We start from the raw sequence: 25972 nt of genomic DNA on the forward strand, positions 1-25972 counted from the left end.
TGCTATGGCTTGGGGTCGGGAACGGGTGCGGCCACCAGATGCGGGGCTGCGATAGGTGTATGACAGCGGCGGCGCCCGGTCCAGCGCTTTGGCGGGGGCGCGTCCTTTATCCCGTTCCCTGGGACCTTGACGCCTCCGTAGGTCGTGGTAAGCGTCGGCGAACCCCGACAGGCCACAGCACCGGCAAGATGTCGGGGTTCGCTGACGCTCACCCTGACCTACGGAACTTGGGTGCTGTTACAGCTCCAGCAACTGCTCACGCGTCAACCAGAACACTTCGCCGAAGGACAGTTCCGTTTCCAGCCACAGGAATTCGGCGTCCGGATAGGCTTCCTCCAGGGCGGCGCGGCCGGTACCGACCTCCACCAGGATGCCGCCCTCCGGGTTCAGATATTTGGGCGCTTCCTTCAGGATGCGGTGGACAATGTCCATCCCGTCCTTGCCGCCGCCGACCAGGGCCATCGTCGGTTCTGCCTGATATTCGGGCGGCAGGTCGGCCATGGCCTCGGCATCGACATAGGGCGGGTTGGAGATGATCAGGTCGTATTTCTTGCCCTTCAGCGGCTTGAACAGGTCGCCCTGATACAGCTTCACCCGTTCTTCCAGGCCGTGGTCGGCGACATTGATCTTCGCCACCTCCAGTGCGTCGGGCGACAGGTCGACGGCATCAACATCGGCGAGCGGGAAAATCTTGGCGGCCAGGATGGCCAAGCAGCCGGAGCCGGTGCAGAGATCCAGCACCTTCTCCACGTCCGTCACATCCTCCACCAGGGCAAAGTCCTGTTCGCCGCCAAACAGCTCGCCGAACAGCAGTTCACCGATGAAGGAACGCGGAACGATGACGCGGTCATCGACATAGAAGGGCACGCCCTGGATATAGGTGCGCTTGGTCAGATAGGCGGCGGGCTTGCGGCTGGTGACGCGCTGGTTGATGATTTCGGCCAGCGCCAGCCGCTCGGCCTGCAACAGGTGCGCGTTCAGATACGGGTCCAACTGGTCCACGGGCAGCTTCAGCGTTTCCAGCACCAGAAACACCGCCTCGTCATAGGCGGTGAAGGCGCCATGGCCGTGAACAAGGCCGGCCCGGTTGAAACGGCTGACGGCATAACGGATGAAATCGCGGACGGTGGACAGTTCCGCCGCCACGGTGCCCGCGGCAGGCAGGGAAAGGTCGGACATCTGGACGCATACTCCGGCGAGGTCAGGACAGGCGCGCAGGATGGCAGGGCGCCCCGCCGCCCGCAAGCATCGGGTTAGGTCGGATGGACTATCCCTTCAGCCAGGACTCGATCAACTGACGGGAAATGCTGTCATGCGGCGGCAGGCGGAATTCGTCCGACGGCTTGTGTTTGAGCAGATAATCCCGGCTGAACCAGCGCACGTCTTCCAGTTCGTCTTCGTCCGGCTTCACGTCAAAGCTGGTGGCGCGGGCGTGAAAGCCCAGCATCAGGGAGGACGGGAAGGGCCAGGGCTGGCTGGAATGATAGCGGATGTCGGTGACCTTCACCCCCGCCTCTTCCATGCATTCCCGCGCCACCGTCTCCTCCAGGCTTTCGCCCGGCTCCACGAATCCGGCCAGCGTAGAATAGAAGCCGGGCGGGAACCGCGCCTGCCGGCCCAGCAGGCAGCGGTCACCGCCATCATGGACCAGCATGATCACGGCCGGATCATGGCGGGGGAAATGCTGGGCGGCACAGGCCGGGTTGGTGCAGCGCCGGCTATGTCCGGCCTCCGCCACCTCCGTCGGCGACCCACAGGACCCGCAGAAACGGTGCTTGGCATGCCAGAGCAGCAGCGCGCGGATATAGGCGTAGAGCCCGCCCGTGCGCTGGCCGATGCGCGTGCCCAGGGACCGCAGCTCCACGAACCGGCCCAGGCCCACGATAGCCTTGTGCCCGTCAATGTCTTCCAGGGGAGAGAGATCGACCGCGAAATAGGAAAGACCACCGCTATCGCCCAGATAAAGCGGTGGCAGGGTAATGTCGCGTTGCCACCAATTGGCATCGGTTGGCAGATAGGCTGGCAGAGGCGCCTCTTCCGACCCGGTCACCAGATGCCGGCCGCGCCACCAGGGCACGATGCGGGTTTCCGTCGGGTGGCGAAGCCTTTCGGCCAGCCATTGCGCATCCTTGCGCCGGTGTGCCGCCCGATCCAGGCCGCTCCCGGCATAGAAGTTAAGTTTCATCATGGTTGGGAAACGGTGACATGGGCCCGAAAAGCCGGCCAATGCGTTCCCGACAGACCGGCCCCGGCGGAATCTCCCTTGTATTTCCCGCGGGCCTCGCCGATATAGGCGGCGGGAGGTTGGCAACGGGCGGGTCCCTCGCCAACCCGGTCAGGTCCGGAAGGAAGCAGCCGTAACGAGTTTCGGCTCGGGTCGTTCGTCCAGCCTCCCACCCTTCATATTACTGAAAATCGTTCCACGATCTGGTGCTGCTGGTCTTGCGCCATCGCAAAATCGTGGCATCAGGACGCCCCCGGCACTAAAGTGCGGAAATTCTTCCGCGCCCTTGGATCATCGCCGTGACCGACGAGACGAACAGCCATCCCGCCGCCGGTGCCGCCTATCGCGTGCTGGCGCGCAAATATAGGCCGCAGAATTTCGACGAGCTGGTGGGCCAGGACGCGCTGGTCCGCACCCTGCGCAATGCCATCCAGTCGGGGCGCATCCATCAGGCCTATATGCTGACCGGTGTGCGCGGGGTGGGCAAGACGACGACGGCCCGCATCATCGCCCGCGCCTTGAACTGCATCGGGCCGGACGGGAAGGGGGGGCCGACCATCAGCCCCTGCGGCGTGTGTGAAATGTGCGTGTCCATTGCCGCCGACCGCAATGTCGATGTGATCGAGATGGACGCCGCCAGCAACACGGGCGTCGACAATGTGCGCGAGATCATTGAGGGCGTGCGCTATGCCCCGTCGGCCGCGCGCTACAAGCTCTACATCATCGACGAAGTCCACATGCTGTCGAAAAGCGCCTTCAACGCGCTGCTGAAGACGCTGGAGGAGCCGCCGCCGCATGTGAAGTTCGTCTTCGCCACCACCGAGATTCGCAAGGTGCCGGTGACGGTGCTGTCGCGCTGTCAGCGATTCGACCTGCGCCGTGTTGATCATGAGACACTGGTGGGCCATTTCACCCGCGTGTCGGGCAAGGAAGGCGTGCCGGTCGAAGCCGACGCCATTGCCCAGATTGCGCGGGCGGCCGACGGGTCGGTGCGTGACGGGCTGTCGCTGCTGGACCAGGCCATTGCGCTGGGCGGCGGCAAGGTCACCCTGACCCAGGTCCGCGACATGCTGGGCCTGGCCGACCGCACCCGTATCATCGACCTGTTCGAGACAGTGATGACGGGCAAGCCGGCCGAGGCGCTGGACATCCTGACCGATCTGCATCGCTGTGGCGCCGATCCCATTGTCATTGCCCAGGACCTGCTGGACTTCACCCATTTCCTGACCCGCGCCCGCGTTGTCGCCGGTACGGCCGACGATCCGTCGATTCCGGAGGATGAACGCACGCGCGGTGTGGCCCTGGCCCAGAAGCTGGGCATGCCGGCCCTGGCGCGGGCCTGGCAGATCCTGCTGAAGGGGCTGGGGGAAATTCAGCATGCGCCGGTGCCCATGCAGGCGCTGGAAATGGTGCTGATCCGCCTGTCCTACGCCTCCGATCTGCCCAGCCCGGCCGATCTGATCCGGAAGATCAACGAGGCCGGCGGGGTGGAGGCGGCAGCCCGCGCCCTGCATGCCGGTCTGGGCGGTGGTTCAGCGGGAGGTAGTGGCGGCGGTTTCTCCGCCGGACCCGGTCCCGGCACGGTCCATGCAGCCCCGGTCCAGGGTGCGCCCATGGCCATGGTGGCCGGTGGGCGGGCCTTTGCCGGGGTACCGGCCCCCGCACCGGTGTTGCAGACGGCTCCTGCGCCCAAGATTGATACGATCCCGGAACCAACCAGCTTCCGCGCCGTGGCCGACCTGTTCCTGGACAAGCGGGAAGGGGTGCTGGCCGGTCTGCTGCGGGCATCGGTCCATCTGGTCCGTTTTGAAAGCGGAATGATTGAACTGCGCCTGCAGCCCGCCTGTCCGCAGAACCTGCCCGGCAAGGTCGGGCAGATGCTGACCGAATGGACGGGCAAACGCTGGGTCGTTTCCGTCTCCGGCGCGGCCGGGGAGCCGACCATTGCCGAGCAGGAACGCGACGCCGAACAGCGTCAGCGGGCCGAGGCGGCGGAACATCCGCTGGTCAAGGCCGTGCTGATGGCCTTTCCCGGCGCCAAGATCGACACGATCCGCGACCTGTCACAGGTGGCGCTGGCCCCGCCGGCCACCATCGAACCCGACATTCCCGAGGCGATGGACGCTTTTGGGGGTGACGAGATGGCCGACAGCCCTTATTTCGATGCACCACCGCCCATGGATGAGGGCGATTATGAAGGAGACTTCTGAGCCATGAAGAATATCGGCCAGATGATGAAGCAGGCCCAGCAGATGCAGACCAAGATGGCCGAGATGCAGGCCAAGATGCAGGAGCATGAGGCCACGGGTGTGGCCGGTGCCGGCATGGTCAAGCTGGTGCTGAACGGCAAGGGCGACCTGCGCAGCCTGAAGATCGACAAGTCTGTTGTCGATCCGGAGGATGTGGAGGTGCTGGAAGACCTGATCACCGCCGCCTATAACGACGCCAAGTCGAAGATCGAAGCCTACACGGCCGAACAGACCAATGCCTTGATGGGCGGCCTGAAGCTGCCGCCGGGCTTCAAGATGCCGTTCTGAGGCGTCTGGTCACCATAGGCCGGTGATCGGGGGCGGGAGGGCCCGGTCCTTCCCGCCCCTGCGGCTTTTCCGGGGCCCGCCGGTATGGCGGAAAATGTCCGTTTTCTGTCAGCATCCTGCCTTGCCGACACATTACGGTCGGGCGATGAAGGTCTTCTGGAAACGGGAGGCGTTGATGCTGGAAATGCGACCGGGCTGTGAATGTTGCGACAGGGATCTGCCGGCCGACAGCCCGGATGCCCTGATTTGTTCCTTTGAATGCACATTCTGCCAGGGCTGCGGCCAGGGGCCCCTGCGGGGGCGTTGCCCCAATTGCGGTGGAATGCTGCTGCCACGCCCGCCCCGGGCACCGGAGAAATGGGCCCAATATCCGCCGCGCGCCGATCGCGTGGTAAAATCAGGCGGCTGTGGGCCCGGCTTCTGAATCCGGCTTTTCTGCTGGAACATTCGGCGAACATCCTGTAGCGTCGCCGCCATGATTGGACCTGAAATCGACCGCCTGATCCAGTTGTTGGCGAAGCTGCCCGGCCTGGGGCCGCGGTCGGCCCGCCGTGTCGCGCTGCACCTGATCAAACGGCGCGACAGCCTGATGATGCCGTTGGGAGAGGCGATAACGGCCGCCGCCCACGGCATCCGCACCTGCGCCGTGTGCGGCAATCTGGATAGCCACGATCCCTGCTCCATCTGTGCCGACCCGGCCCGCGACGCCACCATGCTGTGCGTGGTGGAGGATGTGGGCGATCTGTGGGCGCTGGAGCGCACGGGCGCCTTCCGTGGCCGCTATCATGTACTGGGCGGTACCTTGTCGGCGCTGGACGGGATCGGGCCCGATGATCTGTCCATTCCAGGCCTGCTGGAACGGGCCAGCCGGTCGGAAGTGCGGGAGGTTATCCTGGCGCTGAACGCCACTGTCGGTGGACAAACCACGGCCCATTATCTTTCCGATCGTCTGGTGCATTGCGATGTGAAGCTGTCGCGGCTGGCGCATGGCGTGCCGGTGGGCGGCGAACTGGACTATCTGGATGATGGAACCCTGACGGCGGCCCTGCGTTCCCGCCGGACATTGTAACATTCGCGCCGGTTAACGGTGTATGTATGCCGAATAAAGCGGCAGCTCGACAGATGGGACCGGTGGCAGGGGGAAGGCTGGAGCTTTCGGATAGTTCCGGCTGATCTTAACTGTTTCGTGATTTATCTGTTGCATCATCGCCTGTGGTAGATAGGCTGAACCCTGGGACAGCGTGCCGCAGGGTTAACGCTTTATCGTCACCGAGGGTTCCCCATTGGGCGGGGCCAGGGTTGAAAGGGAAACATTCAGTGCTCTATCACCTGTACGATCTTCAGCATGCCGCCCTGACGCCCTTGCGCCTGATGGCAGAGGCTACCCAACATACGTTCCAGAACCCGTTCCTGCCGGCCTCCTACACCAAGGTTGGCCGCGCCGTGGCTGCCGGAGCCGAGCTGATCAACCGCACGACCCGCCGTTGGGGCAAGCCGGATTTCGGCCTGCCGACCACGCGGGTGAATGGCCGCGAGGTGGCGGTGACGGAGCGGGTGGTGCTGGAAAAGCCCTTCGGCAACTTGCTGAATTTCCAGCGCGCCGTGCCGCATGATGACCCGAAGCTGCTGCTGGTGGCGCCGATGTCGGGCCATTACGCCACGCTGCTGCGCGGTACGGTGCAGCAGCTGATGCAAAATCACGACGTCTATATCACCGACTGGCACGATGCGAAGCTGGTGCCGCTGGCCCGCGGCAGCTTCGATCTGGAAGATTACATCGACTATGTGATGGACTTCATCCGCTTCCTGGGCCCCAACACGCATGTCATGGCTGTGTGTCAGCCGGCGGTGCCGACCCTGGCCGCCGTGGCCCTGATGGCGCAACTGGATGATCCGTGTCAGCCGGCCAGCATGACCCTGATGGGTGGCCCCATCAACACGGCCGCCGCCCCGACCGTGGTGACCAAGCTGGCCGAAGACAAGGAAATCGGCTGGTTTGAACGCAATGTCATCACGTCGGTTCCGCTCTATTATCCGGGTGCGCTGCGTCGGGTCTATCCGGGTTTCGTGCAGCTGACGGGCTTCATGTCGATGAATCTCGACCGTCATGTGGGCGAGCATCTGAAGCTGTTCCGCCATCTGGTTCGCGGCGACGGTGACAGCGCGGAAGCGCATCGCAAGTTCTACGATGAATACCTGTCCGTGATGGACCTGACGTCGGAATTCTATCTGCAGACCGTCAATCAGGTCTTCCAGGAACGGGCGCTGCCGAACGGCCGCATGAAATGGCGGGGCATGACGGTTGATCCGTCTGCCATCGAGAAGACGGCACTGTTGACCGTGGAAGGGGAACTGGACGACATCTCGGCCCCCGGCCAGACCATCGCCGCCCACGATCTGTGCAAGAACATCCCCGAGGCCAAGAAGCACAACCATCTTCAGAAGGCCGTGGGCCATTATGGTATTTTCAACGGCCGCAAATGGCGCGAAGATATTGAGCCGCGTGTGCGTCGCTTCATTCTGGAGAATGATGCGGTGCGCGCCGGGCGGAAGACCGCCGCGGCCTGAGGGCAGGGGGAATACACGATAAGGCGGGGGCGCCGATCCAACCGGATCGGCGCCCCTTATACTGTCGAACAGTTATACCAGTGGCGGTAAATCTCCGGTGACAACATCCGCTGGCTTGGCTCCGCTCGCATGAGCGGTGCGCCGGCGGTCGCCGCCGTACCAAGGGGCATAAATTATGGCCCTTAATATTACAGGCTGTCAGGTGGCGCCGCCTGAGGCGGTTCGCCGGATATCGCTGACGAAACGGTCAACCTGCTGAGCCAAGTCGCTGGCCTGTTTCGATAGATTCTCTATCCATCGCTCGATCCCTGCGGCCGATTCCAGTGTGGCGGCGGCCCCATGCGAGATGTGGCCGACCTTCTCCGACACATCGCGAGATGCGGCCGCTGCATGGCCGGTATTGTCAGACACGCCCGCAATTGTGGCCACCTGCTCCTCCACGGCACCAGCAATGGCGGTCGCGTTGCCGTTGACAGCTTCAATGGTGCCGGCGATGCGTCCGATGACCTGTACGGCATCACTTACACTTTGCCGAAGGGTGTCGATCTGCTGGGTGATTTCATCGGTGGCGCGGGCGGTCTGTCCGGCCAGATTTTTGACCTCACTCGCGACAACGGCGAAGCCCTTGCCGGCCTCACCCGCGCGAGCGGCTTCAATCGTGGCGTTCAGTGCCAGCAGGTTGGTCTGTGCGGCGATCTCGCTGATCAGGGCGACGACCTCTCCGATATGTCCGGCGGCGGCAGTCAGGCCGCCCATCACGTCACGCGCCGTCTCCGCCTCCCGCACGGCCGTTTGGGTGATGGTGGAGGCATGGCTGACCTGGCGGGCGATTTCCGATGAGGCAATGCCCAGTTCTTCCGCTGCCTGGGCGACCGATTGCACATTGCCAGCCGCCTGATGCGTCGCAGTCGCAATTGCGGTGGAGGATTGGGAGGTTTCCCGCGCCTTTTCGGCCATGGTGCCCGTCAGGACATGGACCTTGTCGATACCATCAACGATGGTCTGAACCGCACTCTGCACCTGTTTGTCGATGGCGTCGGCCACCGATTCCAGGGACTGGCGCCGTTCGATCGCTGCGCGGTTTCCCGCGTCCGCATGTTCCCGTTCCAATTGGGCCTTGTGGACGGCCTGGTCCCGGAAAATGGTGGTTGCGGCGACAATCGCCGTCAGTTCATCGCCGCTGTCGCAGGTTGGCAGGACAACGTTGGTATCACCGTCGGCCAACCGGCCCATGGCGGCGGTCAATGCCCGCAATGGACCGATGATGGCACCGCCGACCACTGCCAAGGTGCCGACCATCAGCACCAGGGTGATCCCATAGGCGGCGCCAGCGACCAGACGCGATGTCGCCATCCAGGCGCGCTGCTCCGCGTCCGCCTGTCGGGCGCGGGTCGTGACAGATGTGACGATGGCGTCCAGTTCAGTCTTGATATTCTCCACCATCCCGTCGATCTGATCATCCAGTTCAGCGAAGCGCTGGTGGTCCGCGCGGCTTTCCACAGCCTGGACCAAGTCGTTTCGCATGGTCTGCGTCAGGTCGGCGACGATGGTCAGCGCCTTTTCGGCTTGTCTGGCCTCGGCTCCCGCTTGGGCACCGGTCCTGACCTGGCGGGTCAGTTGTGCCAGTTCGGCCAGCCCGTCCTCCATGGATTTCCGCCGCTGGCTTTCAATGTTGCCATCATCCTTGTCGACGAGGATGTCCATGGCGACCAGGCCCATTTCGGTTGCCAGACCATGGGCTTCATTGACCAGCTTCAGATATTGTTCCGCCTGATCCGACTGACGGAACTTCTCGACCGAGGCGCGGTCGACAATGAAGAAGGTCGCGGCCAGTATGCTGAGGCCGACAAAGGCGACGGCGCCGACTGCGATGAGTTTCAAGCGTATGGTCCAACGCACCGCAGCCTCCCAAATCACGAGTCGGATTGGTTGAGGCTACTCTCCCTGGTCGGGATCACAAGGTTGATTCTATAACGCAAAAGGTGTGGAACGGGCGGGTCCTGTGTCACGTACCCCGACGTTTGGCGCGGGCCGTCGGTTCCGCCACCAGCGGATCGTCGGGCCAATAATGGCGGGGATAGCGGCCCGCCAGTTCCTTCTTCACGTCCTTGTAGGAGCCAGCCCAGAAGCCGGCCAGATCGCGCGTCACCTGCACCGGGCGATGGGCCGGGGACAGCAGGTGCAGCAGCACCGGGATGCGCCCACCACCCAGGCGTGGGGTTTCCGCCAGCCCGAACAGTTCCTGAAGGCGGACGGCCAGCACCGGCTCCTCCCCGCTATAGTCGATGGGGATGCGGTTGCCCGTGGGCACGGTCAAGTGGGTGGGAATTTCGGTATCCATGGCCTGACGCTGGTTCCAGTCCAGGATGCCGGTGACGGCACTATGCAGATCGATCCGATCCAGGTGCGACCGACGGGTGATCCCGGAAAGATAGGGAGCCAGCCAATCCTCCAGCGTTACCAACAGCCCCTCGTCCGACACGTCCGGCCAGCGGTCGGGTGCGGCGCGGTGCAGGAAGGCGACGCGCCGCCGCCATCCCTCCAGTTCCTTGGTCCAGGGCAGGCAGGACAGGCCCATCGAGCGGATGCCTTCCAGCAAAGCCGGCAATACCAGGTCCGCGGGTGGATTGGACAGCGGTTCGTCCTTCAGTGACAGTTCGAAAAGCCGTCGCCGCCGCCGGGCCTGAACGATCTGCTCACGACTGTCCCAGACCACCTCGGTTTCCGTGCGGATCTCGTCCGCGAAGGCTTCCTCCAGTTCCGATTGGGTGACGGGGGCCGCCAGGAAGATGCGGGCGTCGCGGCCTTGTCCATCCAGATCGGCGACGGCCAGTAACTCGCAAGCCGCCAGCGCGTCCGTCGGGTCCAGGGCCGCGCCGCGTCCGCCCGACAGGCGGAACTGGCCCGGCGCACCGGAGCGGCGTTGGCCGATGCGGTCGGGATAGGCCAGGGCCAACAGCAGACCGGCATCATTATGGTCATTGCCGCCGGGTGGGCCACCGACCTGTCGTTCCAGTTGCCTTGCCTGTTCCAGCGCTTGATGCAGGGCGCCACGATCGACATCGCCGCCGCGTCCCCGCTCGTCCAGATGTTCCAGCCGCGTGCGCAGATCGGCATCGCGCCGGCCGCCGCCACGCAGAATGTCGCGTTCCCCGATCAGGGCGGCCACGCGGCAGGCCAGCCGTGTCCGGCCCAGTTCCTTGCCGCGCAGCACCAGATGGGCCAGACGCGGATGCACACCCAGACCGGCCATGGCCTTGCCATGGTCGGTGATGCGCAGATGGGCGTCGATGGCGCCCAATTGCTGCAACAGCTTGCGCGCCTGGGTCAGGGTGGGGGCGGGCGGCGTGTCCAGCCAGGACAGTTCATCGGCATCCACGATGCCCCATTGCGCCAGTTCCAGCGCCAGGGGTGTCAGATCGGCGCGGGTGATTTCCGCCGCGGTGAAGGGTAGCAAGGCGCGGTCCGATGCCTCCGACCACAGCCGATAGCAGATGCCGGCTGACAGGCGCCCGGCGCGACCCCGGCGCTGATCGGCAGACGCCCGCGACGATCTCACCGTCTCCAGCCGGCCCATGCCGCTGCGCGGGTCGAACTGTTGCAGGCGCGACAGGCCGCTGTCGATGACGATGCGGATGCCTTCGATGGTCAGGCTGGTCTCCGCGATGGAGGTGGCCAGCACCACCTTGCGCTGACCGGCCGGGGCAGGGCGGATGGCGATGTCCTGTGCCTCCAGGCTCATATCGCCGTAAAGCGGGGTCAGCAGGACATTGGCGGGCAGCGGTCCCTCGGCCAGCAGCCGTTCGACCCGCTTGATTTCCCCGCTGCCCGGCAGGAAGGCCAGGATGCTGCCCTGTTCGTCTGCCAGCGCCCGGCGGATGGTGCGGGCCATGTGGTCATCGGCCCGGTCGGTCGGCCCCGGCTCTGCCCAGCGCGTCTCCACGGGAAAGGCCCGACCCTCCGACGTGACCAGGGGCGCACCGCCCAGCAGGGCCGCCACGGGCCCGCCATCCAGCGTTGCCGACATCACCACCAGCCGCAGATCATCCCGCAGCAGCGCGCGCGATTGCAGACAGAAGGCCAGCGCCAGATCGGCATCAAGGCTGCGTTCATGGAATTCATCGAACAGCACGGCTGATACGCCGTCCAGCGACGGGTCGGATTGCAGGCGGCGGAGGAAAATACCCTCCGTCACCACCTCGATCCGGGTGGCGGCCGACACGCGGGCATCCATGCGCACCCGGTAGCCGACGGTCTGGCCCACCTCCTCCCCCAGCATCTGTGCCATGCGCCGCGCTGCACCCCGCGCCGCCAGCCGTCGGGGTTCCAGCATGATGATACGACCCGATGCGGCCCAGGGCTGGTCCAGCAGGGCCAACGGCACGCGGGTAGTCTTGCCGGCACCGGGCGGCGCCTGTAACACCGCGTCCGTGCCGGTGGAAAGGGCCGACAGCAGGGCCGGCAGGGCGTCATCAATGGGAAGGGAAGGGAAGTCGCGCATGGGCGATGCTATACACCGCCAGGACCATACGGGCCATATGTGCCAATTGGCTTCATTTCCGCCGCCCGACTGTCTAGTATGGCGGCTTCGAGTTCCACCACCGGGTAGCCGCGAAAGACCATGTCCGCGCTGAAAACCGTCATCGTTCCGATCAACAAGGCCGGCTGGCCTTTTATCGCCCTGTTTGCCGTGGTGTCGGCCCTGCTGGCCACCTGGTCCCCGGCGCTGGGCTGGATCGGTCTGGTCCTGACCGCCTGGTGCGTCTATTTCTTCCGCGATCCCGATCGCGTGACGCCGACCAAGCCCGGTCTGGTCATCAGCCCGGCCGATGGCCGCGTCACCCTGATCACCAAGGCCGCACCACCGCCCGAACTGGGCATGGGAGAGGAGAAGCTGACCCGCATCTCCGTCTTCCTGAATGTCTTCGACGTGCATGTGAACCGCAGCCCGGCCGATGGCACCATCAAGGCAGCCGAGTATAAGCCCGGCAAGTTCCTGAACGCTGACCTGGACAAGGCCAGCGACGAGAACGAGCGCATGTCCATCCGTCTGGGCCTGCCCGATGGCCGTGAGATGGCTTTCGTGCAGATCGCCGGTCTGGTCGCCCGCCGCATCATCTGGTGGGTGGCGCCCGGTCAGTCGTTGAAGGCTGGCGAACGCTATGGCCTGATCCGTTTTGGCAGCCGTTGTGACGTCTATCTGCCCGACGGGGTGCATCCGTTGGTGGTCGTCGGCCAGAAGATGATCGCCGGCGAGACCATCCTGGCCGACCTGAACAGCGACGAAGGTCAGCGCGAGGGCGAGGTTCGCTGATGCCGGCGGAAAAAGCGCCACCCCGCGTGGGGCATCGCCAGCGGGCGCGGCGGCTGCGGCCGGCCCGCCTGAAGGGGTTGTCGCTGAACAATCTGCTGCCCAACATGCTGACGATGCTTAATCTGGCGTCGGGCATGACGGCCATGCGATTCGCCATCGATGCGCATTGGAAGGAAGCCGTGCTGGCCATCGCCGCCGGGGCCCTGTTTGACATGCTGGATGGCCGTATCGCCCGCATGTTGAACGCCCAGAGCAAGTTTGGGGAGGAACTGGACAGTCTGGCCGATGTGGTCAGTTTCGGTGTGGCCCCGGCCCTGATCCTCTATCTCTGGACCCTGCATGATGCCCGTTCCATCGGCTGGATCGTGGCGCTGGTCCTGGGGGGCTGTGCGGCGCTACGTCTGGCGCGGTTCAATACCATGCTGGGGGCGGCCGCGGAAAAGCCGCCCTTCGCCTATAATTACTTTACGGGCGTCCCGGTGCCGGCCGGCGCCTTCCTGGCGCTGCTGCCGCTGATCGCCACGCTGGAAGTCGGGCCGGAGATTTTCGACCGACCCTGGATCGTCGTGCCCTGGACCCTGCTGGTGTCCGGCTTGATGATCAGTGCCATTCCCACCTTCTCCATGAAGGGGTTGCGCATTCCGCAGCGTTTTGTGGTGTTCGTGCTGCTGGGGGTGGGGGTGGCAGCCGCTGCCCTGGTCAGTGCGCCTTGGACCACCCTGGCCTTTGTCGGCTTGGCCTATATCGTTTCCGTACCCTTCTCCGCGCGCCGGTACAAGGTGCTGGAGGCCGAAGCGGCCCGCCTGCAGGAAGGGGCCACGACCGACGAGCCGGGTCCGGCGGCCAGCGTCTGAAGAGGGATCCCGGGCCTGTTCGGTATAGGGCGGAAGCGACGATGGTTTGCTTCCACCCTTTTCACGTCCGGTAAAGCAGGGCCCAGACACCCAGGGAGACGGCGCCGAACAGGAAGGCCAGGACATAGGTCTTCAACGGCACCGGCACCTTGTCATTCACGCCCGGCCCCCGGCCGCCACCACGCTTGTGCGCACCAGCGCGGGTTGGGTGGCTTTTGGGCCGGCTGCGTTCGCTGCCGGCCACGACCGTGGGCTTCGGCCGATCGCCCTTGCGCGGGTCGTGCAGTTCGATCAGGCGCCAGTCAAAATCCGCCAATGCTTCGTCATTGACGAAATCTACCTGGATCAGCCGAACGGGCCCGGCACCATGCAGGGTGACCGCATTCTTGAATTCCTGCTTGCCTTGACCCAGATCGTCGACCAGGGACAAGGTTTCCCATTTCGCCCCCTTGGGCCGCTGCACCGCGTATTTGCGCTGTTCTGACACGCCCCGTCCGCTCCCCGCCTTACTCGCCTGCATTCAAAAGGGCGCCCCGCGCCCGCGCGTTGCGGAACGCGCGCAGAAAGTATAGGGCGGCGAGCGCCAGATAGAGAAGGTTCAGAATGGCGGCCATCGCCAATTGGTCCAGCGGCACCCGTCCGTCGAACAGCACGGCCCGCATCCCCTCGAACACATGGGTCGATGGCAGGGCCAGGGAGATGAACTGGATGGCCGGTGGCAGGGAGGATAGCGGATAATAGACGGCGGAGAACGGAGCCAGGACGAAGACAGCCATCCAGGCATAGGATTCGGCCCCCAGCCCATGGCGCAGGATGATGGCCGATGTACACAGCCCGATGGACACGCCCAGCATCATCAGGTTGGCGAAGAACCCAGCCAGCGGCAACCCCAGATCGAACAGGCTGACATCGAAGCAGACCATGGCCAGGATGACCGGCGGCAACAGGCCCAGCAGCACCCGGATCAGCCCCATGATGACCAGCGACGCCACCCATTCCCAGGGGCGCAGCGGGCTGACGAACAGGTTGCCCAGATTGCGTGACCAGAGTTCTTCCAGGAAGGTCAGGCTCATGCCGATCTGGGTGCGGACCAGCACCTCCCACAGCAGCACGGCGGAGACCAGGACGCCGGCCGCATTGACCAGCATTGAGCTGTTCCCCCGCAGGAACTGGGACATGAATCCCCAGACCAGCAATTGTACGGTCGGCCAGTAGCAGAGTTCCAGGATTCGCGGCCAACTTTTCCGGATCAGGAACCAGTTGCGCATCACCATGCCCATGATGCGCCGTGGCGACCCACCCCAGATACCGGGGGAGACGGGAAAGACCGCGGCGCGGGCGGGGCGGGTGGGGCTGTCGGGCATTGCCGGCCCTGTATAGCGGATTCCCCTGGCGGCGGACAGGGGCCGAAAAGCACAACCCCCGCCGGTTTCCCGGCGGGGGTTGCGTAACCCTGGTCGGAAGGGAAGGCCCGTTGCCGGGCCGTCCGCATCAGACGCTGTAGTACATCTTGTATTCGATCGGGTGCGGCGAGGTTTCGAACGCCAGCACTTCTTCCATCTTCAGGTCGATGAAGCTGTCGATCATGTCGTCGGTGAAGACGTCGCCCTTCTTCAGGAAGTCGCGGTCGGCCGAAAGGCTTTCCAGGGCTTCACGCAGCGAGCGGCAGACCGTCGGGATTTCCTTCAGTTCTTCCGGCGGCAGATCGTACAGGTTCTTGTCCATCGCCTCGCCCGGATGGATCTTGTTCTGGATACCATCCAGACCAGCCATCAGCATGGCGGCGAAGGCCAGGTACGGGTTCGCACCCGGATCCGGGAAGCGGACCTCGACGCGCTTGCCCTTCGGGCTCGACACATGCGGGATGCGGCAGGAAGCCGAACGGTTGCGGCTGGAGTAGGCCAGCAGCACCGGAGCCTCATAGCCCGGGACCAGACGCTTGTAGCTGTTGGTCAGCGGGTTGGTGAAGGCGTTCAGGGCGCGGGCATGCTTGATGATACCGCCGATATAGTACAGGGCGGTGTCGGACAGGTCCGCATAGCCGTTGCCGGCGAACAGGGGCTTGCCGTCCTTCCAGATCGACTGGTGGCAGTGCATGCCCGAGCCGTTATCGCCGAAGACGGGCTTCGGCATGAAGGTGGCGGTCTTGCCGTACTGGTGGGCGACGTTGTGCACGACATACTTAAACAGCTGCATGCCGTCGGCCATCTTGACCAGCGTGCCGAACTTCACGCCCAGCTCGTGCTGGGAAGCGGCCACCTCGTGGTGGTGCTTTTCGACTTCGACGCCCATCTCGGCCAGGACGGTCAGCATCTCGGCGCGCAGGTCCTGGGCGCTATCGACCGGCGGAACCGGGAAGTAGCCGCCCTTGACGGCGGGACGGTGACCCAGATTGCCGCCTTCGTAGCTCTTGGAGGTCGTGTAGGGACCTTCCTCGCTGTCGAATTCGTACATCACCTTGTTCATCGAGACTTCGAACTTCACGTCGTCGAAGACGAAGAACTCGGCTTCCGGGCCGAAATAGGCGACGTCGCCGATGCCGGCCGAGGCCATGTACTTCTCAGCGGCCTTGGCGATAGAGCGCGGATCGCGCTTGTAGGGCTGGCCCGTGGAGGGCTCCAGCACATCGCACAGGACCGTCAGCAGCGGCTGGGCCGAGAACGGGTCCATGACGGCCGTGGAGGGGTCGGGCATCAGGGTCATGTCCGACTCGTTGATCGCCTTCCAGCCGGCGATCGACGACCCGTCGAACATCACGCCGTCGGTCATCAGGTCTTCGTCGACCGTGCAGATGTGCTGCGAGACGTGATGGACCTTCCCCTTCATGTCGGTGAAGCGGAAGTCGACGTACTTGACGTCGTTTTCCTTGATCAGGTCGAAGAACTTGGCCAAATCAGACATAGCCTCTGCTTCCGTAGTTGGAGGTTTGTCGCTGTCGAACCGGTCCCGGATGGGCCCGCCAAGCGTTGGCGTTACCCGATCCCCGGACCATTTGGAAAGAAAATTCTTGATCCTGTGGCCGATGGTCGCCGGTTGTTGCCCGGCTGTCGGCCAGACGGATCAGACCGCGTCGGACCCGCGCTCGCCGGTCCGGATGCGGATCACTTCTTCGACGGGGGTGACGAAGATCTTGCCATCGCCGATGCGACCGGTATGCGCGGCCTGCTGGATGGCGTCGATGGCCCGTTCCACCAGCGCATCGTCCATGACGACTTCGATCTTCACCTTGGGCAGGAAGTCGACGACATATTCTGCGCCCCGGTAAAGTTCGGTGTGCCCCTTCTGGCGGCCAAAGCCCTTGGCTTCGGTCACGGTGATGCCCTTGATCCCCACTTCGTGGAGGGCTTCCTTCACCTCGTCCAGCTTGAAGGGCTTGATGATGGCTTCAATCTTCTTCATCGCGTCCCGCAGCTCCAAATTTCGGCGCGGGCCCGACCGTCAGCGGCCCTGCCCACGCATTGACCCTGGTAAGCATGGACCATGCCAGTTGGCAGGACCATGATATTTCGCGCCCTTGGCGCGCAACGACTTCGATTTTGCCCAAATATGTCACAATGTACTGCACAAAAAATGACCATATGGATCAACCGTAGGGCATATGGGCGGAAAAGGACGGTTCAAACCTTGATTACCTGCACGTTAATGCAGCGTTTACCGTGACAATCCTGTGATGAATTTTTTTGAAAGGAATGCTTGACGTCATGGAGCCGACTGTAGCATAAGGCGGCCCACGGCGGCGGTGGTAGCTCAGTTGGTAGAGCCCTCGGTTGTGGTCCGAGTGGTCGTGGGTTCGAGTCCCATCCATCGCCCCATTTTCCCTGATCGCAGGGGATGAAACAAGGTCGCCTTCGGGCGGCCTTTTCATTTTCCGCTTCCGTTTTGCGACGGCACATGTCGATTGATCGGCAAGGGCCGGGCGTCCACCATGCCCATGCTGTTGCCGGCCATGTGGAATACGGTAGAGGCGCCCATGTCGCAGGAACTCCTGACCGTCGCGCAGATGTACGAGGCCGACCGCGCCGCCATGGCGGCGGGCATCTCCGGCCCGACTCTGATGGAGGCAGCGGGGCTCGCGGTGGCGCGGGCCGTGATGGAACTGTCGCCCGGCACCCCGGTGCCGGTTGCGGTGCTGTGTGGACCCGGAAATAACGGCGGCGACGGCTTTGTTGCGGCCCGTCATCTGGAACAGGCGGGCTGGCCGGTGCGGGTGGGCCTGCTGGGCCCCGGTGGTGGGCTGAAAGGCGATGCCGCCTGGGCGGCCGGTACCTGGGACGGCCCGGTTCTGCCGGCCGAGCCGGCCTTGTTCCAGGGGGCGGCCATCATCGTCGACGCCTTGTTCGGGGCCGGCCTCTGCCGTCCACTCGAAGGCCAGGGGCTGGCACTGGTTCGCGCCATGGCTGCCACGGGCCGGCCGGTTGTGGCGGTGGATGTGCCCAGCGGTGTCAGCGGGGACGATGGCAGCGTGCAGGGGGGCGCGGCACCTGCAACTGTCACAGTCACCTTCTTCCGGCCGAAGCCTGGACATTATCTTTATCCGGGTCGTGGTCTGTGCGGCCGGCTGCACATCGCGGATATCGGCATTCCCGACTCCGTTCTGACCGACATTACGCCTACCCTGGCCCTGAACGACCCCGCCTTGTGGCGGGCCCGATTTCCGCGCCCCACGCCGCAATCACATAAATATAGCCGCGGGCACGCCCTGATCCTGGGTGGCACCGAGATGACGGGGGCGGCCCGTCTGGCAGCGCGGGCGGCGCTCCGGCTGGGGGCAGGACTGGTGACCCTGGCCTGCGATCCGGCAGCGCATCTGGTCTATAGTCTGGCCATGCCCAGCTTGATTGTGCATCCGGTAGCCGATGTTGCCGGCTTTGCCGATCTTCTGGCCGATCCCCGGCGTAATGCCGTCCTGCTCGGGCCCGGAGCGGGAGTTGGTGAACGGTTGCGGAATCTGGTCGCAATCACCCTCGGGGCCGGCAAGTCGGGGGTCCTGGATGCCGACATCTTCACTAGCTTTGCGGGCGATCTCCCGGCGTTGAAGGCGGCGGGGCTTAATGACCGATGGGTGCTGACCCCGCATGAGGGAGAATTCCGACGACTGTTCGGGGACGGCAGCGGGTCGCGCCTGGACCGAGTCCGTCGGGCAGCGCTGGAGTCGGGCGCCATTCTGGTGCTGAAAGGCGCGGATTCGCTGATCGCGCATCCCGATGGACGAGTGCGGATCAACCATAATGCTCCGCCCGACCTAGCGACGGCAGGCAGTGGCGATGTCCTGGCCGGCATGATTTTGGCGTTGATCGCTCAAGGCATGGACCCATTTGACGCCGCGTCGGCGGGTGTCTGGTGCCATGGTGCGGCCGGCCTGCATTGCGGTGCAGGCCTGATTGCCGAGGATCTGCCCGAGGCTGTGCCGAACGTAATTGCTAAATTATCTATATAAAACAATATATAGTGACGATATTCTTATGTCATTTCTTAGAAATCACTTGGCCATTTCCCCCGGAAACGCCCAGCGGCCTGTTGCAGATGGATGGGGAGATTGTTCCTATGAGGGGCCGCGGATCGCGACAAGTTCTGTCAGCTTTTGTTAAAATTGCATATAACTTCTGGGAAGAAAATCGCAGGAAACCCGGTGTCTTCGTTGCGTGGTCATTATCATTGCGTTAATGTCACTTTTACCATGGGGCAGTACTCCTTTCAGGGATGGTGCAGCTCTTTGGCGCTAAACTGGAATTGACCCGAAGCGGGGGGCGTTGCGATGGGCGTTTCGTTGTTCAAGCGTTCCAAACCTTTGTCGACGCCGGTTGCCGGCGACGTTTATCAACGCGTGATTTTCAACACGGTCGAAACCGCACATGTCATTTCAGTCACGCAGGAAGGATTTCCCGTCCCTCATGTGCGCTACATCTCCCGCAACGAATTGCTGGATGGTCCGCAGGTTCGCGAACCCCGGTCGCCGCGGGGCAATGTTCGCACGCTGACGGTTGAAAGCTTCACCCAGCTGTATGGTTCGCCGCGCGCCAGTTGATCTGCCTGCCCGCAGCTCCGCCGATCTTGCATTGGCGCGCTGCCTCTGAATCGTTTCATATGACACGACCCCTGGTTTATAACCGACCAGGGATCAGCGGCAGCGCCAGGGCTTTGCGCGAACGCCGATCCTTGACATGCAAGGCTTCGCCCAGAAAAGCCGGCAATGTCCAGGAAACCCGTTCAGCACCAGGATGGCGTGATGCCCGATAATAGCAGCCCTTTGCGCCCGTCCGACGACGTTCGGCGCCTGTCGCATTTGCGCGCGCTGGAACGCAAGGCGCTCTGGCTTTCGACCTGGATGATCCATAATGCCAACCATCTGCGGCCGTCGCGCGACGGACTGAAGGTGGGTGGGCATCAGGCGTCCAGCGCCTCGATGGTCAGCCTGATGACGGCACTGTTCTTCGATGTGCTGCGCCCGCAGGACCGTGTGGCGGTCAAGCCCCATGCCAGCCCCGTCTTTCATGCCATCCAATATCTGATGGGCCGGCAGACGCGCGACAAGCTTGAGCGGTTCCGCGCCTTTGGTGGTGCCCAGTCCTATCCGTCGCGCACCAAGGACACGCGCGATGTGGATTTCTCCACCGGTTCGGTGGGGCTGGGCGTGGCCGTCACGGCCTTTGCCAGCATGGTTCAGGATTATGTGCGCCTGAAGGGCCTGTCCGATCAGCCGGAAGGCCGCATGATCGCCCTGGTCGGCGACGCGGAGATGGACGAAGGCAATGTCTTCGAAGCCATGCTGGAAGGCTGGAAGCACGATCTGCGCAATGCCTGGTGGATTATCGACTACAATCGCCAGAGCCTGGACAGTGTCGTTTCCGACAAGCTGTGGGAACCGATCACGGGCATGTTCCGGTCGCTGGATTGGAACGTGGTCATCATGAAATATGGCCGCCTGCTGGAAGCGGCCTTTCGGGAACCGGGCGGCGATGCGCTCCGCCATTGGATCGATACCTGTCCGAACCAGCTTTATGCGGCCCTGTGCTTCAAGGGGGGAGCGGCCTGGCGCGAGGCGCTGACCCGCGATCTGGGCACCACCGGCGGCATCCGGTCGCTGCTGGACAGCCATGACGATACCATGCTGGCCCGCCTGATGACCAACCTGGCCGGCCACGACCTGCCCACCATCCTGGACACGTTCCACGGCATCGCCAACGGTCCGGATGCGGAACGGCCCGCCTGCTTCGTGGCCTACACGGTCAAGGGCATGGGTTTGCCTTTCCAGGGGCACAAGGACAACCATGCCGGCCTGATGAACCCGGACCAGATATCCTCCTTCAAGGCGCAATGCGGCATCGCCGACGGCCAGGAATGGGAGCCGTTCGCCGGCTTGGATGTCGATGTGGAGGATCTGCAGCGCTTCCTGGCCGAAGAGGTGCCGTTCACCCGTACCCCGACGCGCCGGCTGTCTGCCAGGACCGTCCCGGTGCCGGATCGGCTTGACGTTTCGCTGTCGGAACGGATGAGCACGCAGGAAGGATTCGGCAAGATTCTGGCCGAACTGGCCAAGGGTGACACTGAACTGGCCGCCCGTCTGGTCACCACCAGCCCGGACGTCACCGTCTCCACCAATCTGGGGGCCTGGGTCAACCGGCGCGGACTGTTTGACCGGCACGAACGCCACGACATCTTCAAGGAACAGAAGGTCGTATCGGCGCAGCGCTGGCAGGGCGATCCGCAGGGTCAGCATATCGAACTGGGCATCGCCGAACATAACCTGTTCCTGATGCTGGCGGCGCTGGGGCTTAGCCATGATCTGTTCGGGGCGCGGCTGCTGCCCGTGGGCACACTCTATGACCCGTTCGTGAAGCGGGGTCTGGATGCGCTGAACTATGCGCTTTACCAGGATGCACGCTTCATGCTGGTGGCCACGCCCAGCGGCGTGACGCTGGCACCGGAAGGGGGCGCACACCAGTCGATCGCTACACCCCTGATCGGCATGGCACTGCCCAAGCTCTCCAGTTTCGAGCCCGCCTTCGTCGATGAACTGGCCGCCATCATGCGCTGGGGCTTCGACCACATGCAGAAGCCCGATGGTGGCAGCCTTTATCTGCGATTGTCGACGCGCGGCCTGGATCAGCCGGCCCGGGCGCTGGATGCGCAGGCGGTCATTGATGGCGGCTATTGGCTGCGTCCGCCCGCGGCGGATGCCGATCTGGCCATCATCTATATGGGGGCGCTGGCGCCCGAGGCCATGGAGGCGCATGCCCAGTTGCTGGAGGACATGCCTGGTGCCGGCCTGTTGGCCATCACGTCGGCCGACCGGCTGCATCAGGGCTGGACGGCGGCCCGGCATACCCGCCAGCAGGGGCAGGCGGCCCTGGCGCCGGTAGAACGGTTGCTCTCGGCCCTTCCGCCCGCGGCGCGTCTGGTGACGGTGACCGACGGGCATCCCGCCGGCCTGTCCTGGCTGGGCGGGGTGCGCGGGCATCGGCTGGCCGCTTTGGGGGTGGAGAATTTCGGTCAGTCGGCTGACCTGCCCGATCTTTACCGGGCGATGCGGCTGGATGCGGAGGCCATCATCGATGCGGCGGCCCGCATCCTTCTGGAATGATCGTCCGCGGCCCGCGTGCGACGCCGCCGTCGCGCGTGTAATCGGCGCTTGGCGAGCCTGTTTGGGCTTGCTATACGGTGCGCTCCCACGGGCGACCTCACGGTTTGCCTGACGGGCGGGCGTGGCGGAATGGTAGACGCGCCGGATTTAGGTTCCGGTGTCGAAAGACGTGGGGGTTCAAGTCCCTTCGCCCGCACCACGAGTTTTTTGAGTTTTGACCCGCAACCCACCGCGGCCGCCGAACATGGCGCACCCGCGGGAGCTTCGGTCCCTGAGATGGCAGAGGGGGCTGGGGCGAGCAGCAAGAAGACAGGCATTTCGTCCCATGCAGATCACCGAGACCAGCGCTGAAGGCCTCCGTCGCGACTTCAAGGTCGTCATCACGGCCCAGGACATCGAATCGCGGGTGCAGACCCAGTTGATCGAAGTCGGCAAGACCCTGAAGATCCCGGGCTTCCGTCCGGGCAAGGTGCCGATGCCGATCCTGAAGCAGCGCTATGGCCAGTCGGTCATGGGCGAAGTGCTGGAAGCCGCCGTCAATGACGGTGCCAAGAAGGCCGTCGACGACAACAACCTGCGTCCGGCCCTGCAGCCCAAGATCGAAGTGCTGAAGTTCGATCCGGGCCAGGACCTGGAATTTGCGGTGCAGGTCGAGATCCTGCCGGAGATCGAGCCGGCCGACCTGTCGGGCGTCGAGATCGAGAAGCCGGTGGCCGCCGTTGCCGACGATGCCGTGACCGAGAGCCTGTCGCGCCTGTCCAAGGGCCGCCGCACGACCGAGAAGGTCGAGGAAGACCGCGCTGCCGTCACCGGCGACATCCTGCTGATCGACTTTGACGGCTCCGTCGATGGCGAGAAGCGCCCGGGCATGAAGGGTGAGGATTACGAGCTGGAGCTGGGCTCCGGTTCCTTCATCCCCGGCTTCGAGGAGCAGCTGGAAGGATCCAAGGCCGGCAGCGATGTGACCGTAAACGTCACCTTCCCGGAAGCCTACCACGCTGCCGAACTGGCCGGTAAGGCCGCCGTCTTCGAGGTGAAGGTCAAGGAAATCCGCGTCGGCAAGGACGCCGAGATCAATGACGATCTGGCCAAGTCCTTCGGCTTTGACGATCTGGAAGCCCTGAAGAAGGCCGTTTCCGAGCGCATGTCGGACGAGTACGGCACGACCTCGCGCCTGCGCGCCAAGCGCGCCCTGCTGGACAAGCTGGCCGAGCTGCACAGCTTCGAGGTTCCGGCCGGCATGGTCGAGATCGAGTTCGAGCAGATCTGGAAGCGCCTGCAGGAAGAACTGGCCAATGGCGGCGCCGAAGAGGAAGGCAAGGACGAGGAAGCGCTCAAGACCGAATATCGGGACATTGCTGTCCGGCGTGTTCGTCTGGGCTTGCTCCTTTCCGAAATCGGTCGGCGTAACAATATCACTGTGAGCCGCGACGAGCTGAACAAGGCCATGATCGACGAAGTTCGTCGCTATCCGGGCCAGGAACAGCAGGTTTTCGACTTCTTCCGCAAGAACCCGCAGGCGGTCGAAAGCCTTCGTGCGCCGATTTACGAGGATAAGGTTGTCGACTTCATCCTCGGAACCGTTAAGGTGAACGAGGTGACCGTGTCGGTCGAAGAGCTGATGCGCGATCCGGACGAGGACGAAGTGGCCGCCTGAGGCGCCACGGACGTCCCGTAAGTAGAATACCGCGGGGGCCAATCCAGGGCCCCGCGGCTGCCGGTTAGGAGCGAAGCAGGGATCATGATCGAGCCGCAGATGAACGCGCTGGTTCCCATGGTGGTCGAACAGACCAACCGGGGCGAACGGGCATACGACATCTACTCCCGCCTCCTGAAGGAACGGATCATCTTCCTGGTCGGTGGTGTCAATGACGCCGTCGCCAGCTTGGTCTGCGCGCAGCTTCTGTTCCTGGAAGCGGAGAATCCGACCAAGGAAATCTCCTTCTACATCAACTCGCCGGGCGGTTACGTGACGGCCGGGTTGGCGATCTATGACACCATGCAATATATCCGTTGCCCGGTGGCGACGATCTGCATGGGGCAGGCATCCAGCATGGGGGCGCTGTTGCTGGCCGGTGGGTCGGCTGGCAAGCGCTTCTCGCTGCCCAACAGCCGAATCATGATCCACCAGCCTTCGGGCGGTGCACAGGGTCAGGCGGCGGATATCGAGATCCAGGCCCAGGAAATCCTGCGCCTGCGCGAACGGCTGAACGAGATTTTCGTGAAGCACACGGGCCAGAGCCTGGATGTCATTGAAAAGGCTGTGGAACGCGACAAGTTCATGAGCCCAGAGGAGGCCAAGGCCTTCGGGATCATCGACGAGGTATTCGCCCAACGGCCAGGTGGTCTCACCCAGGCCGCGTAATCCGGGGGCGGTGGCGAACAAGTATATATTGATCCCGCCGCTTTTGGTGTTGTTGAATAGGTGAAGAGGGCGTCCGCTGTCAGCCCTGGGGTTCCGTCTCCCGCCGTGGGAAGGATGGGGAACCGGAGAAGGCAAGGGCGCCCCCTGAAGCAGGACATCCCGCAAGGGATGGTCGGGCGTGTCGGTCAGGGGCCAGCCGGGTCCCAGGTCGTCCGCCATCCGGTGATGTACGGAGCCCATATGACCAAGTCGACCGGCGGCGACAGCAAGAATACCCTCTACTGCTCCTTCTGCGGAAAGAGCCAGCACGAGGTGCGCAAGCTCATTGCCGGCCCCACCGTGTTCATCTGCGATGAATGCGTCGAGCTGTGCATGGACATCATCCGCGAGGAGAACAAGACCACGCTGGTGAAGTCCCGCGACGGTGTGCCGTCCCCGCGCGATATCAGCACGGTCCTGGATGATTATGTCATCGGGCAGGAGCATGCGAAGCGCGTGCTCTCCGTGGCCGTCCACAATCATTACAAACGCCTGGCCCATGGGGCGAAGCACAATGATGTGGAACTGGCCAAGTCCAACATCCTGCTGATCGGTCCGACGGGTTCGGGCAAGACGCTGCTGGCCCAGACGCTGGCGCGTATCATCGACGTACCGTTCACGATGGCTGACGCCACCACGCTGACCGAGGCCGGTTACGTGGGCGAGGATGTCGAGAACATCATCCTGAAGCTGCTGCAGTCCGCGGATTACAATGTCGAGCGGGCACAGCGTGGCATCGTCTATATCGACGAGGTCGACAAGATCAGCCGCAAGTCCGACAATCCGTCGATCACGCGCGACGTGTCGGGCGAAGGTGTGCAGCAGGCCCTGCTGAAGATCATGGAAGGCACGGTTGCCTCCGTCCCGCCGCAGGGTGGTCGCAAGCATCCGCAGCAGGAATTCCTGCAGGTGGACACGACCAACATCCTGTTCATCTGCGGTGGCGCCTTTGCGGGTCTGGAAAAGATCATCGCCGCCCGCGGCAAGGGCACGTCCATCGGCTTCGGCGCCGATGTCCGCGGCCCGGACGAGCGTCGCATGGGCGACGTGCTGCGTGAGGTCGAGCCGGAGGATCTGCTGAAGTTTGGTCTGATCCCGGAATTCGTCGGTCGTCTGCCCGTGCTGGCCACGCTGCATGACCTGGACGAAGCCGCGCTGATCGAGATTCTGGCCCGTCCGAAGAATGCACTGGTCAAGCAGTACCAGCGCCTGTTCGAGATGGAAGACGTCAAGCTGACGGTGCATGAGGAGGCCCTGCGCTCCATCGCCCGCAAGGCGATCGAGCGGAAGACCGGTGCCCGCGGCCTTCGTTCAATCATGGAAACGATCCTGCTGGACCCGATGTACGACCTGCCGGGCCTGTCCGGTGTGGAAGAGATTGTGGTCAATAAGGAAGTGGTCGAGGGGCGGGCCAAGCCGCTTTACATCTATTCTGACCGGGCCAGTCAGGCCGCACCCGGGGCGTGAGCACAGGGTGATCGAATGAAAAG

Annotated in this window: 21 protein-coding genes, 2 tRNA genes and 1 other RNA gene; 16 read left to right on the forward strand and 8 right to left on the reverse strand. The window is 63.8% G+C overall.

The window, feature by feature from the left end; genetic code table 11:
* Nucleotides 1-237: 237 nt before the first annotated feature.
* Entirely contained in the window at nucleotides 238-1179 is a 942-nt protein-coding gene (prmB, locus tag ACODTW_RS16495) for a 50S ribosomal protein L3 N(5)-glutamine methyltransferase (RefSeq protein ID WP_488947150.1), read from the reverse strand.
* 88 nt (nucleotides 1180-1267) lie between these two features.
* Nucleotides 1268-2188, reverse strand: coding sequence for an NAD(+) diphosphatase (nudC, locus tag ACODTW_RS16500; RefSeq protein ID WP_488947151.1), 921 nt, complete (start codon nucleotides 2186-2188; stop codon nucleotides 1268-1270).
* A gap of 111 nt (nucleotides 2189-2299) precedes the next feature.
* Between nudC and ffs the strand changes: the two genes are divergently transcribed.
* From ffs to ACODTW_RS16530, 6 genes are all read left to right on the forward strand, one after another.
* An RNA gene (gene ffs / locus ACODTW_RS16505) (signal recognition particle sRNA small type) lies at nucleotides 2300-2397 on the forward strand.
* 126 nt (nucleotides 2398-2523) lie between these two features.
* Nucleotides 2524-4434 (forward strand): DNA polymerase III subunit gamma/tau, encoded by a 1911-nt coding sequence (locus ACODTW_RS16510; RefSeq protein ID WP_488947152.1) that lies wholly within the window; start codon nucleotides 2524-2526, stop codon nucleotides 4432-4434.
* A gap of 3 nt (nucleotides 4435-4437) precedes the next feature.
* Complete coding sequence (locus ACODTW_RS16515; protein ID WP_488947153.1) at nucleotides 4438-4761, forward strand: YbaB/EbfC family nucleoid-associated protein; 324 nt, start codon at nucleotides 4438-4440, stop codon at nucleotides 4759-4761.
* 184 nt (nucleotides 4762-4945) lie between these two features.
* Nucleotides 4946-5185 (forward strand): DUF1272 domain-containing protein, encoded by a 240-nt coding sequence (locus tag ACODTW_RS16520; RefSeq protein WP_488947186.1) that lies wholly within the window; start codon nucleotides 4946-4948, stop codon nucleotides 5183-5185.
* 51 nt (nucleotides 5186-5236) lie between these two features.
* Nucleotides 5237-5830 (forward strand): recombination mediator RecR, encoded by a 594-nt coding sequence (gene recR / locus ACODTW_RS16525; RefSeq protein ID WP_488947154.1) that lies wholly within the window; start codon nucleotides 5237-5239, stop codon nucleotides 5828-5830.
* Between the two features lie 248 nt (nucleotides 5831-6078).
* Entirely contained in the window at nucleotides 6079-7329 is a 1251-nt protein-coding gene (locus ACODTW_RS16530) for a polyhydroxyalkanoate depolymerase (protein WP_488947155.1), read from the forward strand.
* A gap of 198 nt (nucleotides 7330-7527) precedes the next feature.
* Here ACODTW_RS16530 and ACODTW_RS16535 read toward each other — a convergent pair whose 3' ends face one another.
* Together ACODTW_RS16535 and hrpB are read right to left on the reverse strand one after the other, a co-directional pair.
* On the reverse strand, nucleotides 7528-9210 hold the full coding sequence (locus tag ACODTW_RS16535) for a methyl-accepting chemotaxis protein (RefSeq protein WP_488947156.1): 1683 nt from the start codon (nucleotides 9208-9210) through the stop codon (nucleotides 7528-7530).
* Between the two features lie 124 nt (nucleotides 9211-9334).
* Nucleotides 9335-11830 (reverse strand): ATP-dependent helicase HrpB, encoded by a 2496-nt coding sequence (gene hrpB, locus ACODTW_RS16540; RefSeq protein WP_488947157.1) that lies wholly within the window; start codon nucleotides 11828-11830, stop codon nucleotides 9335-9337.
* A 120-nt stretch (nucleotides 11831-11950) separates the two neighbouring features.
* Between hrpB and ACODTW_RS16545 the strand changes: the two genes are divergently transcribed.
* Both ACODTW_RS16545 and pssA read left to right on the forward strand, forming a co-directional pair.
* Entirely contained in the window at nucleotides 11951-12643 is a 693-nt protein-coding gene (locus ACODTW_RS16545; RefSeq protein ID WP_488947158.1) for a phosphatidylserine decarboxylase, read from the forward strand.
* A complete protein-coding gene (pssA, locus tag ACODTW_RS16550; RefSeq protein ID WP_488947159.1) occupies nucleotides 12643-13497 on the forward strand; it encodes a CDP-diacylglycerol--serine O-phosphatidyltransferase in 855 nt (284 codons plus the stop codon). Before ACODTW_RS16545 ends, pssA begins: the two co-directional genes overlap by 1 nt.
* 61 nt (nucleotides 13498-13558) lie before the next feature.
* Here the strand turns inward: pssA and ACODTW_RS16555 are convergent, their stop codons facing one another.
* The 4 genes from ACODTW_RS16555 to ACODTW_RS16570 form a co-directional block, all read right to left on the reverse strand.
* Complete coding sequence (locus tag ACODTW_RS16555) at nucleotides 13559-13984, reverse strand: hypothetical protein (protein WP_488947160.1); 426 nt, start codon at nucleotides 13982-13984, stop codon at nucleotides 13559-13561.
* A 19-nt stretch (nucleotides 13985-14003) separates the two neighbouring features.
* Nucleotides 14004-14861 (reverse strand): ABC transporter permease, encoded by an 858-nt coding sequence (locus ACODTW_RS16560; RefSeq protein ID WP_488947161.1) that lies wholly within the window; start codon nucleotides 14859-14861, stop codon nucleotides 14004-14006.
* A 127-nt stretch (nucleotides 14862-14988) separates the two neighbouring features.
* Nucleotides 14989-16398 carry a type I glutamate--ammonia ligase gene (gene glnA, locus ACODTW_RS16565; RefSeq protein ID WP_488947162.1) on the reverse strand — a complete coding sequence of 470 codons (1410 nt, stop codon included), beginning with the start codon at nucleotides 16396-16398 and terminating at the stop codon, nucleotides 14989-14991.
* Between the two features lie 159 nt (nucleotides 16399-16557).
* A complete protein-coding gene (locus tag ACODTW_RS16570; protein WP_488947163.1) occupies nucleotides 16558-16896 on the reverse strand; it encodes a P-II family nitrogen regulator in 339 nt (112 codons plus the stop codon).
* A 337-nt stretch (nucleotides 16897-17233) separates the two neighbouring features.
* Here ACODTW_RS16570 and ACODTW_RS16575 point away from each other — a divergent pair.
* From ACODTW_RS16575 to clpX, 8 genes are all read left to right on the forward strand, one after another.
* Nucleotides 17234-17309, forward strand: a tRNA-His gene (locus tag ACODTW_RS16575).
* A gap of 113 nt (nucleotides 17310-17422) precedes the next feature.
* Nucleotides 17423-18934 (forward strand): NAD(P)H-hydrate dehydratase, encoded by a 1512-nt coding sequence (locus tag ACODTW_RS16580; protein WP_488947164.1) that lies wholly within the window; start codon nucleotides 17423-17425, stop codon nucleotides 18932-18934.
* Between the two features lie 318 nt (nucleotides 18935-19252).
* Nucleotides 19253-19522 (forward strand): hypothetical protein, encoded by a 270-nt coding sequence (locus tag ACODTW_RS16585; protein WP_488947165.1) that lies wholly within the window; start codon nucleotides 19253-19255, stop codon nucleotides 19520-19522.
* Between the two features lie 201 nt (nucleotides 19523-19723).
* Complete coding sequence (locus ACODTW_RS16590; protein ID WP_488947166.1) at nucleotides 19724-22078, forward strand: 1-deoxy-D-xylulose-5-phosphate synthase N-terminal domain-containing protein; 2355 nt, start codon at nucleotides 19724-19726, stop codon at nucleotides 22076-22078.
* Between the two features lie 115 nt (nucleotides 22079-22193).
* Nucleotides 22194-22277, forward strand: a tRNA-Leu gene (locus tag ACODTW_RS16595).
* Between the two features lie 126 nt (nucleotides 22278-22403).
* On the forward strand, nucleotides 22404-23735 hold the full coding sequence (gene tig / locus ACODTW_RS16600) for a trigger factor (protein WP_488947167.1): 1332 nt from the start codon (nucleotides 22404-22406) through the stop codon (nucleotides 23733-23735).
* A gap of 84 nt (nucleotides 23736-23819) precedes the next feature.
* Entirely contained in the window at nucleotides 23820-24443 is a 624-nt protein-coding gene (gene clpP, locus ACODTW_RS16605) for an ATP-dependent Clp endopeptidase proteolytic subunit ClpP (RefSeq protein WP_488947168.1), read from the forward strand.
* 240 nt (nucleotides 24444-24683) lie between these two features.
* Complete coding sequence (clpX, locus tag ACODTW_RS16610; RefSeq protein WP_488947169.1) at nucleotides 24684-25949, forward strand: ATP-dependent Clp protease ATP-binding subunit ClpX; 1266 nt, start codon at nucleotides 24684-24686, stop codon at nucleotides 25947-25949.
* Nucleotides 25950-25972 lie beyond the last annotated feature (23 nt).

This window comes from Niveispirillum sp. FG148 (assembly GCF_057809655.1).